Source organism: Novipirellula methanifontis, assembly GCF_052161655.1.
In the GTDB taxonomy this organism is placed as follows: domain Bacteria; phylum Planctomycetota; class Planctomycetia; order Pirellulales; family Pirellulaceae; genus Novipirellula.
The window spans coordinates 8,675,885-8,691,904 of sequence record NZ_CP197418.1 but is presented as its reverse complement, the minus strand read 5'-3'; the positions used below and the strand labels follow the sequence as shown (position 1 = coordinate 8,691,904).

The following is a 16,020-nucleotide window of genomic DNA, read 5'->3' as shown; positions in this document are numbered from 1 at the left end:
GACACTCGCAAGTCTTTGCTAGCAATTGCTGGTGAACTGTTGTGATCGGATTGCATTGACTTTGTAGGGCCTGTTTTCCTACGCTCGCCGCGGCGGAAACTCTTCAGATAAATACCATGGCCAAGGTTGCATGTCCCACGCGCGGCGCACGATCGACCGTCGGCGGCGAGTTCTTTATTCGACTCAGCAAGCCGACCTGACCTCATCCACAGCGGCGAGTCGTCGTACCGCCGAGCAGTGGCGTGAGGCGCGTCGACCTACGGCAACGTATGCTGCGCGGGTACACCGTCGCCTGCGGGGACGCTGGTTCTCACTCGTTCCTGTCAAACGACGAACCCTCGTCACCGTCGCGGCGATGTTATGGGGCGTGGCTTTGCTGCTGTCCGCCGCTCACTACGCATCGGTGGCGTGGCCCTCGATCGTCGATCATCCCGAGATTGCACGTCCGCTGCGATTGGACCGTCCCGACAGCTTCGGACGCTGGATCATGTGCGTTTTGTTAGCGGGTTCCACCGGCGCGTCGCTGTTGATCTATCAAGTCCGACGCTATCGAGTCGACGACTACACCGGCCAATACCGTTTATGGCGTCTCGTGTTGATCGTGATGTTTGTCGCCAGCATCAACTCGCTTGTTTCGATCGTTGACTGGACCGGCGCGGTGCTCGATCTCGCCGTTGGCAAGCGAGTTGCGCTGTCAGGTAGCGATTGGTTTTCGATCGTGATCGCGATCGGTGGCGCTGTGTTGGCGCTGCGTTTGATCGCCGAAGTACGTCGGTCGCGTTGGTCATTGGTGACAATGATTATTGCCTGGACCTTGATGGCCATTCCGGTTGCCGCAAAATGGAACATCTTTGCCGTCGATTCGCTCGGCAAATGGTCGCTCGTTACAACCGCTCCGCTGTTAGCTTGCACAACGCTGTTTATTTCGCTCGGTGGCTATCTGCGCCAGCTCTATCGTCAAGTCCGCAACCTGGACGAAAACGACTCACTCGCCGAACGCTTCCAAGAATGGAAGGGGCGTTATCTGAGCCGCGATCGAGACGCGGACGCCGATGAAGAAGGTGACGCCGGGGCGGAGCCCAAGGTTGCCGCCGTCTCCAAACCGACGGCAAAAAACAAGCAAAAGTCGTCTGCGAAACTGCAGCGTAAAAACGCAAGAGATGATGCCGACTCCGGCGAGGATGGTGACTCCGACGATCAGGGTGCCGGCAAACGTCGCTGGTGGTCGCTACGTCGCGGCAACAAAAACAGCTCCGCAGCAACGGACGAAACACGAGAAGACGCTGCCGCCGCTGCCGCCGAGGAAATGGCCGAGGATGCGGATCCCAAAACGGAGTCCGAGCCTCGTAAGAAACGTCGTTGGTTGGGGTTGAGAGCCGCGAAGGCTGAACGCACGGACATGGACGAAGAAGATTTAGAGGACGCGTCGCCGGCGAGCGAATCGTCGGACGAGGAAGCGGCTAACGAGGATTCGCCCAAGAAACGTGGTCGATTTTCTTTCGGTTTGGGACGTCGTAATAAACCCGAATCACAGCAGGATGACGAAACCACAGACGAAGCCAATTCGGCGGATGATCAGGGGGCGGACGATCAGGCAGCAGGTGAGAATGATCCGCCCGCAAAGAAACGTGGGCTCGGTGGCTGGCTAAATCGCGGTGCTAAAGCAAGTCCTGAAGCCGCTGCCGACGACGAGGATGACTCGCAGGACGGAAACGCCTCGGGCGATCAAGATTGGGAGGATTCCGATTCAATCGACTGGGATTCGCTCAGCAAGACCGAGCGCCGGAAGCTTCGTAAACAGCTCAAACGCCAAGGCCGTGCCGCCTAGAAGTCCGCATCTCCCCGTCGCGAAAGTCGTCCTTTCTCGTCGCGAAAGTCGCCAAGACTTTCGGCAGAAGGGCTTCCGTCGTTCTAAAACGGTTCCTGAGTTTCGCGACCGAAACTCCCGCCCTTGCGAGGCACAAAACACAAGTGCGAAGCGCGTCGTGCTCGTAGAAGGCATCTGAAGGTTAGGGCGGCCGTAGTGGACGAGGCAACGAGTCCTGCCAGCTCAAGGGGACTCGTTGCCTCGTCCACTACCCTAAGATTCATTCGGTACAGACCCCTCGTTTGAAAAACGGATTTGCCCTCAGCGCCGCAGTGGGCTTCTATGAGCCGAACCCCATCTTCGGGTATCTTCTCCCAGATCTTGTTCGCCCTTCGCGATTTTTCTCCGTTTCCCACTCCCCTGCTCGATCCGATCCATGATTCGAACACGATTTGCCCCCAGCCCGACGGGTTACCTGCACATTGGTGGTGTACGCACCGCCCTCTTTAATTGGTTGGTCGCACGGAAAATGGGTGGTCAATTCATTCTTCGCATCGATGACACCGACGCGGGGCGAAACGTGAACGAAGCGATCCAGCCTATCTTGGATGGTTTTCGTTGGTTGGGGATGACCTGGGACGAAGGGCCCGAAGTCGGTGGCCCCCACGAGCCTTATTTTCAGTCCCAGCGAGCCGATCGCCATGCTGCGGCGGCCGAGTCGCTGCTAAAAAGTGGTCATGCCTACCGCGATTACTCACGCCCCGAAGAGTTCGCGGCGCTGCGAGAAGAAGCACAAAAGGCGGGCAAGCAGTTCATTTACGATCGTAGCTGGATGGCCGAGGACGATGCCGCTGCCGCTGCGTTTGAAGCCGAAGGACGCACCGCCGTCGTCCGTTTAAAGATGCCTCGCGAAGGCGAATGTGTGATCTCGGACTTGGTTCGCGGCGAAGTGCGTGTCGCCTGGGGATCCGAGCAAGACCATGTGATCCAACGCGCCGACGGCAGTTGTTTGTATCACCTGGCCAGCGTGGTCGATGACCACGACTACGAAATCTCCCACGTGATCCGCTCCGAAGAACATCTGTCGAACACGCCACGGCAAATCTTTATTCTCGAGTCACTCGGTTACCAACGGCCGGCCTACGCGCACTTGCCCTACGTTGCCGAACCAGGCGGTCATGCAAAACTGAGCAAGCGGAAGCTTGCCAAGTACGAGAAGAACAAGGATTTCGCCGAACTGCTTGCACGGGGACGTCGGATCGCCGATCGCTGTGGAATCCCCGCCGAAGCGGATACGTTTAACCCCGTGATTGTCGACTTTTATCGCGAAATTGGCTTCACGGTCGAAGCGATTTTGAACTACTTGTTGCTGTTGGGCTGGTCGCTCGATGGCGAGCGTGAAAAATTCACGATTGCTGAGATGACCGAACTGTTTTCGCTCGAGCGAGTGACGAAGGCGCCGGCGTCGTTTGATCCGCAAAAATTGCTGTCGTTCCAAGGGGATGCGTTTGCCGCACTGCCGCTCGAAGAACGAATCAAGCGAGTCAAACCATTTGCCGAGCGCGCCGGATTGTTACAGGAAGCGGGCTCCGACGCGAAGCTCGGCGAAGTGGTTCACGGTGCCGGTGACCGATTGAAGATCGCAGGTGACATCCTCGACTTCGATTACTGCTTCCTCGATGAATTTCCGGTCGACGCCAAAGCGTACGCTAAACGGATCGAAGGGGATTCGGCAGCGAAAGATCTGCTCAAGAAATTGCGAGAGGATTTTGCTGCCGCAGACACATGGACGATCGAATCGAGCGAAACGCTGGTCAAGCAATTCTGTGACGCCGAGGGCATCAAGCTAGGCAACATCATTCATGCATTGCGAGTGGCGACCACAGGAACTGCAGCCGGGTTTGGCATGTTCGAAACGTTGGCGGTGATAGGTAAAGAGCGAGTGTTGGCGAGGATCGACAAGGTGGTCCAAGCCTAGCTGTTGGAGTTGCGTGTTTTTCACAACCCGCCGCGTAAGCGAGGGAATCTCGATCTTGACGTGGTCCCTCGCTGACGCTTCGGGTTGGGATTTGTTGGGGAAACGACAATAGCGCAACTTCAAAAGGCGTAACGCCGGTTCCGTCAGCCCCACAAACCCATTTGCCGAACAAAACCGCGACAATCTGTGCCCATGCAGAATCAGTGCGATTTCGGGTAAACTGTATTGTGGATATTCCGTCACCCCCTTTTGTTCCATTGCGAGTGTTAGCCATGCAACGTTTCCGTTTCTCATCCCCCGTCGCGATTGTGGTGTGCGTGGCTGTTTGCGTTGTCGCTGCCGGATGCAAACGTGAAGAGACGCCGGTTACTTTCGAGCCGAACTTTGTCCACGCGATGAAGTACCAAATCAAAGACAACGTCTCGATGGATCAAGCCTCCAAAGACTCGATGTGGGTCGTGACGAAAATGTTCGGCACTCCGGACGAGCCAAAGTTGCCCGACTTTGTTGCCGAGGAAGAGGATTTTGCCGATTTGCTGGATCTCGATCGACTCGTGCGTGCCTCGGGACCTGTCGATGCCGAGGGACGTGGCTTGTACCGCAAACATTGTGCGTTGTGCCACGGCGTGACCGGAAACGGACGCGGTACCACGGCGGCGATCTTGAATCCTTATCCACGTGATTACCGCATGGGTGTGTTCAAGTTCAAATCGACTCCGCTCAGCTACAAGCCGACGCGAGAAGATATCGCACGTTCGATTCGCAACGGGATCGCTGGCACCGCAATGGTCAAAATCCCCGAGTTGTCCGAAGACGACGTTCAAGCATTGGTCGACTACGTGATCTATCTGTCGTGGCGTGGAGAGACCGAGCGAGCTTTGATTGACGACGCTGTGATGGAAGGTGTCGATTTCGAAGGCGGCGAACGCATTATCGATCCGGAATTGGCCAACAGCCCCGACGAAGAAAAGAAAGAAGAGTTCGAAGAGCAATGGGAGATTTCGGAAGAGATCACAATGGGGATCGCCGAATCATGGCTCGAAGCAGAAGACGAAGTGCTCGAAGTGCCGGAGCTACCGACTGATTTTCCCGTGGCCAGTTCGCACAAAGATTTCGTCAAGCTGAGCCAAGGTGACCAAGCCGATGCGTTGGCAAAATCGGTCGAGCGAGGCCGTGAGTTGTTTGTTGGCAAGGTGGCCTCCTGCAGCAAGTGCCACGGTGAAAAGGGACTTGGTAACGGCCAGACGACCGACTACGACGAATGGACCAAAGACTGGACCGCACGGATCGGGATCAAACCCGAAGATCGTGAATCGCTGATCCCGCTGCTGGCCCGCGGCGCTCTGCCACCGATCAATGCAGTGCCACGGAACTTCTCGGAAGGCTTGTTCCACGGAGGCTCAGAATCCAGTGATCTGTACCGCCGCATCACCCAAGGGATTGATGGTAGCCCGATGCCCGCAGCGACGTTTGTCGAAGGCCAGTTTGAAAAGCAAGATGTTTGGCATCTGATCAACTTCATTCGCTCGCTGCAAACCGCGGATGCCGAGGATGCAGCAGTCGCCGGGGCCGATGCGACGCCCAGCGAATCGGTTGGTGCCAAGCCAAAAGCTAGCCCTGCAATCTAGCGACAGCGATTCAAGCGTGATTTACGCCAGCGAAGTTGCACTTTCTATTCTCTATATTTAATTAGTCAAAGCGATTATGAGCGAGCAAGAAGCGAAACGCGAAAGCAAGCACTTTATTCAACAGGCAATTGATGCCGATTTGGCTGTCGGGCGTTTTGCAGGAGTGTTTACGCGGTTTCCGCCTGAGCCGAACGGTTATCTGCACATCGGGCACGCGAAAAGTATCTGCTTGAACTTTGGACTGGCCAAAGAATACGGCGGCACATGCAACCTGCGTTTTGACGATACCAATCCCACCAAAGAAGAGACGGAATACGTTGATTCGATTCAAGAAGACATCCGTTGGTTGGGCTTCGAGTGGGATAGTTTGCACTACGCCAGCGACTACTTTGACCAACTGTACGAGTGGGCCGAAAAACTGATCAGCGAAGGCCACGCCTACGTTTGTGATCTGACCGCCGAACAGACTCGCGAGTATCGTGGATCGCTGACCGAACCAGGCCGCGATAGCCCGTTTCGGGATCGCACCGTCAAGGAAAACCTGGATCTGTTTCGACGAATGCGTGCGGGAGAGTTCGCCGACGGCTCACGCGTGCTACGCGCTAAGATCGACATGGCATCGCCGAATATCAATCTTCGAGATCCAGTGATGTATCGCATTCTGCGTGCGACTCACCATCGCACCGGTGACACTTGGTGCATCTACCCGACCTACGATTGGACCCATGGGCAAAGCGATTCGATCGAAGGGATTTCCTTTTCGATTTGTACGCTCGAGTTCGAGAATCATCGTCCGCTGTACGATTGGTACTGTGAAAAACTCGGCATCCATCACCCACGACAGATCGAGTTTGCCAAGCTGAAACTCAGCACGCTGTTGATGGGCAAACGTCACATGTTGCGAATGGTCAAAGAGGGCTACGTCAACGGTTGGGATGATCCGCGGATGCCGACGATCTCGGGTTACCGCCGCCGAGGCTACACGCCCGAATCGATCCGCAACTTTTGCGCGGATGCGGGGATCGCAAAATTCAACAGTACGATCGATATTATTCGGCTTGAAAACGCCGTTCGTGAACATCTGAACGCTGTCGCACTTCGACGAATGGCGGTGTTGGATCCGATCAAGTTGACGATCACGAATTGGCCCGAGGGCAAGGTCGAGATGACCGAGGCGATCAACAATCCCGAAGATCCTGCGGCGGGCAAACGCGAGATCCCTTTTTCCGGAAGCCTGTGGATCGAACAAGAAGATTTCCGCGAAGAAGCTCCTCGCAAATTCTTTCGTCTGAAGAAAGGCGGCGCAGTGCGTCTGCGTGCTGGATACATCGTCGATTGTCACGATGTGGTCAAGGACGCCGATGGCAACGTGATCGAGATCCTCTGTACCTATGATCCGGAAACAAAAAGTGGCTCCGATTCCTCCGGACGCAAAGTCAAAGGAACGATTCACTGGGTCAGTGCCGATCATGCGGTCGAGGCCGAGGTCCGCTTGTATGACCGATTGTTCACCATCGAAAACCCGGGTGACCCCGAGGAAGGCAAAACCTTTGTCGATTACTTGAACCCTGATTCACTGAAAGTGATCACCGGGTATCTCGAACCTGCGTTGGCAGAAGCTAAACCAGGCGATCGCGTTCAGTTCGAGCGATTGGGTTACTACGTTGTCGATCCCGATACGACGCCGCAGAAAATGGTGTTCAATCGAATCGTTTCGCTTCGTGATACCTGGGGCAAGATGGAAGCCAAAGGCAAAGCGAATTAGATCGCTTGCGGAAGTTTTGAAGTTGCGTTATTTGCTGTCGCGGAGCGACTATTTTCGATAGCCTCGGACTTTAGTCCGAGGAGTTTCCGTCAACATCAATCGAGTCCCAGCGGGACGTTTTGCGATTCGATCATTCGCCACAAAGCGTCGCTCCGCGACTTGGTGTCTATTTCAGAACCGAAACCTTGGACTAAAGTCCAAGGCTATCACGTAAAGTGCCTCCGGCACAAAATGAAGCATCTTCAAAACGCGTGAGTAAGAGATTTCAATCACATCACAGCACATCACCGTACTCACTCCACAAAAAAACAGGCCACGGTAAACCGTGGCCTGTTCGTTTAAGTGTCGATTCAGCTGAAGCAACCTAGCTGTTGTTCACGTTCGCGACTTCCGCGTCCTCGCTGGCAACTTCCGCTTCTTCACCCTCTTCGAGCGGTGAAGCGTACCCTCCAGCGGCCAGGACTTGTTGCTTGATCTCGTCCGCGACATCCGTGTTTTCGATCAAGAAGTTGCGAGCCTTCTCTTTGCCTTGCCCAAGATACGTTTCACCGTACTTGAACCATGCACCACTGCGGTTGACGATATTGTGAGTCGTACCAAGATCCAGCAAGTCGCCTTCGTAGCTGATCCCGTTGCTGTGCATCATGTCGAACTCAGCGATGCGGAACGGCGGAGCCACTTTGTTTTTGACGATCTTTGCCTTGACGCGTTGGCCGACTTGTTCTTCGCCATCTTTCAGGGCTCCGATACGACGCACGTCGATTCGGCACGATGCGTAGAACTTCAACGCGCGACCACCCGGGGTGGTTTCGGGGCTGCCAAACATCACCCCGACCTTTTCACGGATCTGGTTGATGAAGATCACACAGCACTTGCTCTTGGAGATCGCTCCAGTCAACTTTCGCATCGCCTGGCTCATCAATCGAGCTTGCAGACCAACATGGCTGTCGCCAATTTCGCCTTCAAGTTCTTTCTTAGGAACCAACGCGGCGACCGAGTCAATGATGATCACATCGACGGCATTACTCTTGACCAGCATTTCGCAAATCTGCATCGCTTCTTCACCACTGCTTGGTTGGCTGACCAGCAGCGTGTCGAGTTCGACGCCAAGCTTTTTGGCCCAACTAGGGTCAAACGCATGCTCGGCGTCAATGATTGCTGCGATGCCGCCAAGTTTCTGTGCTTCGGCGCCGATATGCAGGGCGAGCGTTGTCTTACCGCTGGATTCCGGACCATAGATTTCGATGATACGACCGCGTGGAACGCCGAAGCCACCCAACGCCATGTCCAATCCAAGGCTGCCTGTCGGGATGCCGTTGATTTTGAATTTCTGGTTCGCCCCGAGAGGCATGATCGCGCCTTCGCCGAAAGTTTTTTCGATCTGCTGAAGCGTCGTTTTTAATCCTGGTTCACGTAAAAGGATTTCCTTTAAGTTTGGATCGACTTTTGCGCCTTTGGTTGCCGCTGATTTTGTTGCTGCTTTCTTAGCCACTGTAATATTCCCTTTCAGAAAATCCCCGTGAAAGTTCCCACACCTAGATGAGTGAATCTTTTAGTGAGGTGAACGCGTTTATCGTACCGGTGTAAGGTGGTACTGCCAAGCATTGGGTTTGTTTTGGCGGTAATTCGCACCGCGAAACTTGCTTTGCAGCCTGCTTTACTTGCCACACTCTTAGTATCCGAGGTGGTCCAGACACGTCTGGTCAACGCCCTAACCTTTTTCTGAAATATTTCTAGCACGGTCCCTCACCGACAATTATTCGTCGTCAAACTCTGCTTTGCTAGCAAAGTCGCGTTAATCGGCAGAGTCGGTCTGTGGCTCCGTTTTGTCCGACTGCGAATCGGCGATTACGCGGGCGGGGATTGCGACGCGGCGATAGGTGAATTCACGAATCAGCAAAAACAGATTTACGATGAAGATCACGCCGCCCGACAGGAAGGTAATAAACGCGACCGCTTCGATGCTGGTACTGCGGCTAAACGATCGATCGATCGTCCACATCCAATTCGTGAACTCTTGCAGCCCGTATTGTTGTGAGGGGCCGCCCGTCGTAATCGCCATGAAAATCGATGGCGCAATCACACCTAATGTCAGCAGGGCCGCTGTGACGCAACAAGGAATCGCAAATGTATTCCCCACTCGCCACGCGATTGGCAGCACAATCAATCGACTGCCTCCCAAGAACATCATCAAATAACCCATCATCAAAAACGCAAAGGTGATCGGTTCGGCCGCATTGCTGATACCAAACATCAACGCCACGATCCCAAGCGACAGCATGCCTGCGCAACCCGTGGCAATGGCAAACATGAACCCGGTGCCCGGTCCAGGGCTGAACCACAGCATCATCATCCGCCCAAACGTGGTTTGCGGAAGCGTTCGCAAAACCCGCGGGCTTAACTCGGATGATTCCCCTAGCATCAACGTGCCCATCAACAGCCAGTAGCCACCCAGGATCATGATCCCAAACTGCAGGACTTCTTCTTCGGAGTACCACAGGGCCAGCGTCGCGATACTGGCGATCCAAATCAATTGTTGCGCGAACATGATCCAGCGCAACCGTGTTGATCGGTTCTCGGTAATCGGAGCAATCCGCGCTGCGGCGGCACGCACAAACATCACCATGCAGGAAACCGTCACCGCTGAAAACAGCAGCGTGAACACGACGCCCTCGCCGTTCCAGAAAATCTGTTGCCGCATGATGACTTCGAGAACAAACGCGCCGCACAAAAATTCGGCGAACACAATCACGCCGAGCAAGACAAGCAGCGTGAAGATTTGCCCCGCGCGATTCTGGACAACGGTGGCCAGCAGTAATCCAAACGTGGTCAATAAAATCGAAACGCCGAATACCAACACGATTGTGGTGCCAATCATCACCATGTCGATGCCCCGCAGCAGGTAGCAAAACGCAAAGCAGGGAACGAGCGCAGCAAAGTAGACCAGCATCTGAAGGACCGCGCTGCCGAGTTTGCCGGTCACGATTCGCATCGACGTCAGTCTCGTGATCGCCAGCAGTTCGTAGGTGCCTTCGTCAAGTTCGGCGGCCAACGATCGGTGGGCAGCAAGCGGCACCATCGCGATCATGGGAATGGCCAACAGAAAGTAGTAGCCTGACATCAAATCGGCGCCCGAAGGCACAAAATAGATGTCCGGTGCAAGCGTGACGACACCGATGATCATCCAAAACCAGGACGCGATTAGCAATAGAAAGAACGTCACGGCAAATTGTCGGCTCTTCAGCGATTGACGTGCTTCTTTGATCAAGATCGGATTCAAATGCCGCGAGACCTGCTCGCTTTGTTTGTCGATCCATCCCCACCATCCTGGTCGGTCGGTGTCGCGAAGCAGCGGATGTTCCTCGTCTGGATCTATCAGGACGGGTTCGCTGTGAAGTTCAAGTGGCATTTTTACTGATGCGGAATCACTCATTGCACATGCCCCTTGGTGACTTGCAAGAAAACATCTTCTAATGAGTGGTCGCATGGTGAGTACTCGAGCACATCGATGCGAGCGTCACAGAGGAGTCGGAGTATCTCGATTTGCGGTGCGTCACCATCGTCGATCGAAAACCGAATGATGGAATCGACTACCTTCACATCCTTAGTTTGATCGTGTTGGGAAATTAGTTCCGCCGCGCGTGCCGCGTCTGACGCCACCCGAACTAAAATTTCGCGGTGCGGTTGCAAGGTGCGGCGGATTTCTCCGACGGTGCCGGTTGCCAACAATCGTCCGCGTTCGATGATTCCAACGCGGTCGCACATCTCGGCAAGCTCGGTCAGGATATGGCTGCTAATCAAGATCGTTTTGCCCTCCGCAGCGAGCGAACGAATGATTTGACGTAGCTCGATTCGGGCACGCGGGTCGAGCCCCGCAGCGGGTTCGTCAAGGACGAGAACCGGAGGGTCGTGAATAAGTGCACGTCCTAGGCACAGTCGTTGACGCATCCCCTTGCTCAGCCCTCGCATCGGCTTGGTCGCCAACGGACGCAGGCCAGTAAAGTCGATCACCCAACGCAAACGCCGGGTTCGCTCGCGACCGACCAAACCGTACGATCTGGCAAAGAAATCGAGGTACTCGATACAGTTCGTGTCGCTATACGTGCCAAAACCATCGGGCATAAAACCCAATCGACCACGCACGCGATCGGGATCGTTGACGCTGGAGAGCCCTTCGATATACGCTTCGCCCGATGTCGGCAATTCCAGCGTCGATAGGATTCGCATGCTGGTCGTCTTGCCCGCCCCGTTGGGCCCGATATAGCCAAACACGCTGCCTTTTGGGACTGCGAACGAAACATTGTCGACCGCATGGGTAGTCCCAAACGTGCGGCACAGCGAATTCAGTTCGATCATCGGTCCCGCATACGATGTCGCGTTATAAGTTGTCGCGATCATTTCAAAGCTCCCATAATGACATGAACGCTATCTTCGATCTCGACGTCATCCATTCCAAGCGAATCGGCTCTCAGGGCAGTCGTTGCGATAAATTGGTTTGCAGGCAGACGGCCAAGCCATCCATTGAGCGTTTGGTCGATGGTTGAAACTTGCGATCCTGTGCTGCCTCGACTGTAATAGGCGCGGCGAAGTCGGGGAACCAAACTTGCAAGTTCCATTGGCGAAACGCGGATCTCAGCTCCAGCGGAACCACTTTGCAGTAACTTCATCGGAACCGATTTCCCAGGGGCGACGGTTTTCGTGATCCATTGCCGCTGTTGGTCGTCGCAGGCGACAACTTGATACAGCGGTTCGTCGGATTCGTTGGTCACAATCAAGCCTTTGGTTGCTTGAGAAAATGTGACGAGCGGACCTGCTTTCTGAGGTTCAAGGCTGAGATATTGAACCTGAGATCGTGAGGGCAGAAATTGGCCAGAGAATTGTTGGTAATCATTGCCGGCTTCGATTTGACACGAGGCGGCCCCGCTGCGACCACTGCCGTAATATCGGTTTTCCGCTGGTTTGTTCAGTACGGGAAACAGAGCGGTGCTGTCGTTGAATTGCAGTCCGCTACTTTTTCCCACCGCAGAAAAATAGGTCAATCGATCGTTGCGGACCAAATAGCCCGCCTGAGCGTCTTGCCATGTGATTTGTCTGGCTCGCAACCGGGTTCCCAAACCATCTGCGAGAATCGCAGAGGCAAACAAGCCGGTCGTCACCAGCAGTGCAAGCGCGGGAGCAGAGAAAAGCAACAGGTATAACCGCTGGTTTTTGCGAAAAAAACGATAGCTCAGTGGTCCCACCATCAGGATGAAAACGGTGTTGATCAGAAAAAACAGTTTCACCGGGGGACCGCCGACCGCTTCGATCAACCAGCTCCAGTAATGGTCGTTACCATAGCGGACATCGATCCCGTTGCGCTCGACCCACTGAACTTGGTTTTTCCCATGCAGTCTGGCGACGGTTTGCCACAACTGGAGCGATCCGGGAAATGGATCAACGTCGTCAATCGAGGTGACCGTGCCTCGACCCATGGATGCGGTCTTGATTGTCGACGCCAATGATTTAGCAGGAAGACTCTGGATGGTCGGATGGTTCACTTTGACCAGTTTGTCAAAAACGGTTTGGCGTGATGACAGCGTGTTGTTGTTTTGTTGCCACTGCCAATTATTGGATCCTTTGCTGACGCCGGACCAAGATTCAAACTCGAGGGCCGTGGTGTCGTTTTGGTCTTGCAGTTTTAGCATGCCTTTGACTCGCGCGGGCGCCACGACTTGTCCCGGAGTGACCGGTTTTAGATTCGTAAACGGCAACGCAAGTCCGCCTGCATCATAGATCCACAGGTTCCCTCCGGCGGCGATCCAATCACGCAGCGCTTCAAATCGATCTTGGGGGCCGCTACTGGCTATTGTCTCAAGCGTTGGTCCGTGAATCAGAATGACATCGAGTTGTGAATAACCCAGCCATGAGGAATGCATCGACTCGGGTGCGATGTTGCGAAATTGAACCCATGCCGGTTGGACCTGAGTGACGCGTTGCAGCGATTCGGCGTGTGAAAGTCGCGGCACGTCCACGGCCTCGTCAATCGGTCCTTCCCCCAATACCGTGATCAGCGTGCGGATGTCCGGGAACGCGGGCAACCCCGATGCGGGGAGTTGTTGGAGTGTCGGGTGGATGATGCCGACAGTAGTCTTTTGGTCCGCATGACGAACTGTCAATTGATTGGCGAACGCGATTTGTTTGCCACCTTCAACCGTCCGTCCGTCGTCTCGCACTTCGATAAAGATCGTTTCCCAGGGGACGTAGTAGGGAACATAAACGACAAATCGTGCGAGGGTTGTCTTTTGTTTGACCTGACAACGAAATCGGTAGCTGAAGTCGATATCGCTTGTCGAATTCCCACGAGGCGACAAGGTGACGTCAAAGGTCCGATCCGTAGGAAAGCTTCCCAGCGGACTGGCGAAGCTCAAGTAGATCGGTTGATAGCCATTGCCAGCCACTTTTGACATGTGGACGGTCATCGAAAAGCCAGCCTTGCGAAAATTCGCAGGCAGCGTTGCCAATGAATGCGCATTGGGGTCGGACTGGGCATAAAGTTCGCTGCCCGGCATCGCCAACAAGGTGATGGCGACCAGCAGCGAAAGGCGAGTGAGCGGGTTCACGCGTTGTCCTTCGTGGGGGTCGACGTTTGAGAGTGGAGCGAAGCGGATCCAGGGCTGGGCGGTAGTGGCCGGTTCTGGTGAAACGGCTCAAGGATCGCGCCGCTGACTCCGGCCAGGAAATAAGCGATGCAAAACATGACGGCGTAGGCAAAAAAACATGCCATCGCCGTCATCAAAACCACGCTAAGACACTTTGCCCAAAACAGATTGTCCATCGCGCCAGCGCGAAACGCCCACATCATCGCTGCGCAGATTGCCGTCAATTTCAACAGGAACTTAAGTGAGAGCTGAGGAAACAGACGCTCACGCAGCGGCTCGTCTGCAGCACACGGGATCGATGGATCTTGGGGCGACGGATCTTGAGACATTGTGATGACTACCGTGAAGAGCAACGGTGACGCGATTGGGATCGAACCCCGCAATGGGACGCAGGAAATCAGTGTAACGTCTGTCCGCCGTCCGTGGTTGATTCTGGAGTATTAAGGATCCTGCCTCACTTTGATCGAGGCCGGCTTCGACGTTGGAATCGGAATCGATTAATCTATTGAGCGGGCCCACTAAATCCACTCACTCCTGTTTTGATCGCAATGTTGAACCGAACCCATTTTTTAGCCACTGCACTGATTTTGTCGTCGTTGGGAATTCCGCAGTATGTCGTTGCCCAGTCGGCGGCGTTTCATGCTCAAGGAGAATTCGCGGGCGAAGCGACGGCGACTTCGGTGCTGCTGCAGACGCGGTTAACGAGGGCACCAGGGCCGACGCTTGACGACAACGGTGACGTTCCTGGAGCTGAAGGTAGCGTTCAGTTTGAGTATTCACAAAATGCGGACTTCGATCCGTCGAAGATGACAGCATGGTTGACCGCCAACGCGGAGCATGACTTTGTCGTACGCTGCCCGATCGAATCGTTGTTGCCCGATACCAAATATTACTACCGCGTTCACATCGGGACCGAGACCAAGTCGCTGCGAACCGGTCCCGCGCGTGAATTCAAGACGTTGCCAGCGGAGGACCAAGCGACCGATGTTACGTTTTGTATGGGCAGTTGCATGAATTACGATTCGTTCCTTCGCGGAAAGTCAAATGGGGGCGGTCCGGTCACGGCGATTGCGGAGGACAAGCAACTCGGTTATCCGGTGTTTGCTTCGATGAGCAAGCTCGAGCCTGATTTCTTTGTCGGAACGGGAGATATCGTCTATTACGATAAACCCAATAACGCCGCGGCAAAGCTACTTCCGGAGCTGCGACGGAAATGGCACGAGCAGTTTCGTTTCCCCCGGCTGATAGAATTCTTTGGTAAGACGCCTGCTTATTGGTCCAAAGATGATCATGATTTCCGATTCAATGATGCGGACATGCTGGGCGAGAAAAAGCCTACTCCGCAATCAGGTATCGAATTGTTCCGCGAGCAGATGCCGATTCATGCCGCCGATGATCACGATTCGCCCACTTACCGAACGCACCGCATTGGTCGCGACTTGCAATTGTGGTTCACCGAAGGCCGCGATTTTCGTTCGCCTAATCGCATGGAAGATGGCCCCGACAAATCGCTGTGGGGCAAAGAACAACGCGAATGGCTCGAAGCGTCACTGCAGCAAAGTGACGCGGCGTGGAAGATTATCATCAGCCCCACGCCGATGGTCGGGCCGGACGACGCGTACAAGAAAGACAATCACACAAATCTTGGCGGGTTTCGACACGAAGCCGACTCATTCTTTGCTTGGGCAAACCAGCATGGGATCGAAAATTTGATGGTGTTCTGTGGCGATCGCCATTGGCAATACCACAGTATCCATCCGAGCGGGGTGGAAGAGTTTGGCTGCGGAGCGCTGAACGATGAAAATTCACGCCGCGGCGTGCCACCGGGTTCAAAGCGAGGCACCGATCCCGACGGGAAAATTGTGCAGCCCTATACTTATGACGAACCGACGGGTGGTTTTCTTTTCGTCTCGGTCAGCCCCGACAAGGAAAAGTCGAAATTGCAAATCCAATTTCACGATGACCACGGCAAGCTGATGTACGAGGTTGCGAAAGAGCGATAAACATCCACGATTGGAAGTCATTCGGTGTTTTGAGTGTCGCTGACGCCCCATGCCATCTACTTTCGGGTTGACATCAAATTTGGGGGAGAGTTTCACCTCCGGTCTATACTGCAGTAACCTCTCTGCCGACGAAGTTGGGGGAGAGGTGGCAGAAAAGCTGCGCGAACAGAATTCAGGACAACCCGAAAGTTTTGCAGTCCA

10 protein-coding genes are annotated in these 16,020 nt (G+C 54.6%); 5 read left to right on the top strand and 5 right to left on the bottom strand.

The annotated features are described in order from the left end of the window. The first annotated feature begins 130 nt into the window (after positions 1–130). The 4 genes from SH528x_RS30935 to SH528x_RS30920 all read left to right on the top strand — a co-directional run bounded on the left by SH528x_RS30935 (position 131) and on the right by SH528x_RS30920 (position 7,178). Positions 131–1,828 carry a hypothetical protein gene (locus SH528x_RS30935; protein WP_442507278.1) on the top strand — a complete coding sequence of 566 codons (1,698 nt, stop codon included), beginning with the start codon at positions 131–133 and terminating at the stop codon, positions 1,826–1,828. A gap of 415 nt (positions 1,829–2,243) precedes the next feature. Next, positions 2,244–3,785 (top strand): glutamate--tRNA ligase, encoded by a 1,542-nt coding sequence (gene gltX, locus SH528x_RS30930; RefSeq protein ID WP_442507277.1) that lies wholly within the window; start codon positions 2,244–2,246, stop codon positions 3,783–3,785. 272 nt (positions 3,786–4,057) lie between these two features. After that, positions 4,058–5,413 (top strand): cytochrome c, encoded by a 1,356-nt coding sequence (locus SH528x_RS30925; protein WP_442507276.1) that lies wholly within the window; start codon positions 4,058–4,060, stop codon positions 5,411–5,413. Between the two features lie 76 nt (positions 5,414–5,489). Continuing rightward, positions 5,490–7,178 (top strand): glutamine--tRNA ligase/YqeY domain fusion protein, encoded by a 1,689-nt coding sequence (locus tag SH528x_RS30920; protein ID WP_442507275.1) that lies wholly within the window; start codon positions 5,490–5,492, stop codon positions 7,176–7,178. Between the two features lie 364 nt (positions 7,179–7,542). Here SH528x_RS30920 and recA read toward each other — a convergent pair whose 3' ends face one another. The 5 genes from recA to SH528x_RS30895 all read right to left on the bottom strand — a co-directional run bounded on the left by recA (position 7,543) and on the right by SH528x_RS30895 (position 14,145). Then, positions 7,543–8,670 (bottom strand): recombinase RecA, encoded by a 1,128-nt coding sequence (gene recA / locus SH528x_RS30915; protein WP_442507274.1) that lies wholly within the window; start codon positions 8,668–8,670, stop codon positions 7,543–7,545. 303 nt (positions 8,671–8,973) lie between these two features. Further along, the gene (locus SH528x_RS30910) at positions 8,974–10,611 is read right to left on the bottom strand and encodes an ABC transporter permease (protein ID WP_442507273.1); all 1,638 of its coding nucleotides are present in this window, start codon (positions 10,609–10,611) and stop codon (positions 8,974–8,976) included. After that, positions 10,608–11,576, bottom strand: a complete 969-nt coding sequence (locus SH528x_RS30905) for an ATP-binding cassette domain-containing protein (RefSeq protein ID WP_442507272.1) — start codon at positions 11,574–11,576, stop codon at positions 10,608–10,610. Before SH528x_RS30905 ends, SH528x_RS30910 begins: the two co-directional genes overlap by 4 nt. Next, complete coding sequence (locus tag SH528x_RS30900) at positions 11,573–13,777, bottom strand: hypothetical protein (protein WP_442507271.1); 2,205 nt, start codon at positions 13,775–13,777, stop codon at positions 11,573–11,575. Before SH528x_RS30900 ends, SH528x_RS30905 begins: the two co-directional genes overlap by 4 nt. Continuing rightward, complete coding sequence (locus SH528x_RS30895; RefSeq protein WP_442507270.1) at positions 13,774–14,145, bottom strand: hypothetical protein; 372 nt, start codon at positions 14,143–14,145, stop codon at positions 13,774–13,776. Before SH528x_RS30895 ends, SH528x_RS30900 begins: the two co-directional genes overlap by 4 nt. A 219-nt stretch (positions 14,146–14,364) precedes the next feature. Here SH528x_RS30895 and SH528x_RS30890 point away from each other — a divergent pair, with 219 nt between their 5' ends. Continuing rightward, positions 14,365–15,819: an alkaline phosphatase D family protein gene (locus SH528x_RS30890; RefSeq protein WP_442507269.1), complete on the top strand. Its 1,455-nt coding sequence runs from the start codon at positions 14,365–14,367 to the stop codon at positions 15,817–15,819. Positions 15,820–16,020: the final 201 nt, after the last annotated feature.

Excerpts from the sequence above, each read along its gene's own strand:
- SH528x_RS30935 (WP_442507278.1), top strand. The coding sequence starts at position 131 with ATGTCCCACGCGCGGCGCACGATCGACCGTCGGCGGCGAGTTCTTTAT.
- gltX (WP_442507277.1), top strand. The coding sequence starts at position 2,244 with ATGATTCGAACACGATTTGCCCCCAGCCCGACGGGTTACCTGCACATT.
- SH528x_RS30925 (WP_442507276.1), top strand. The coding sequence starts at position 4,058 with ATGCAACGTTTCCGTTTCTCATCCCCCGTCGCGATTGTGGTGTGCGTG.
- SH528x_RS30920 (WP_442507275.1), top strand. The coding sequence starts at position 5,490 with ATGAGCGAGCAAGAAGCGAAACGCGAAAGCAAGCACTTTATTCAACAG.
- SH528x_RS30910 (WP_442507273.1), bottom strand. The coding sequence starts at position 10,611 with ATGAGTGATTCCGCATCAGTAAAAATGCCACTTGAACTTCACAGCGAA.
- SH528x_RS30905 (WP_442507272.1), bottom strand. The coding sequence starts at position 11,576 with ATGATCGCGACAACTTATAACGCGACATCGTATGCGGGACCGATGATC.
- SH528x_RS30895 (WP_442507270.1), bottom strand. The coding sequence starts at position 14,145 with ATGTCTCAAGATCCGTCGCCCCAAGATCCATCGATCCCGTGTGCTGCA.
- SH528x_RS30890 (WP_442507269.1), top strand. The coding sequence starts at position 14,365 with ATGTTGAACCGAACCCATTTTTTAGCCACTGCACTGATTTTGTCGTCG.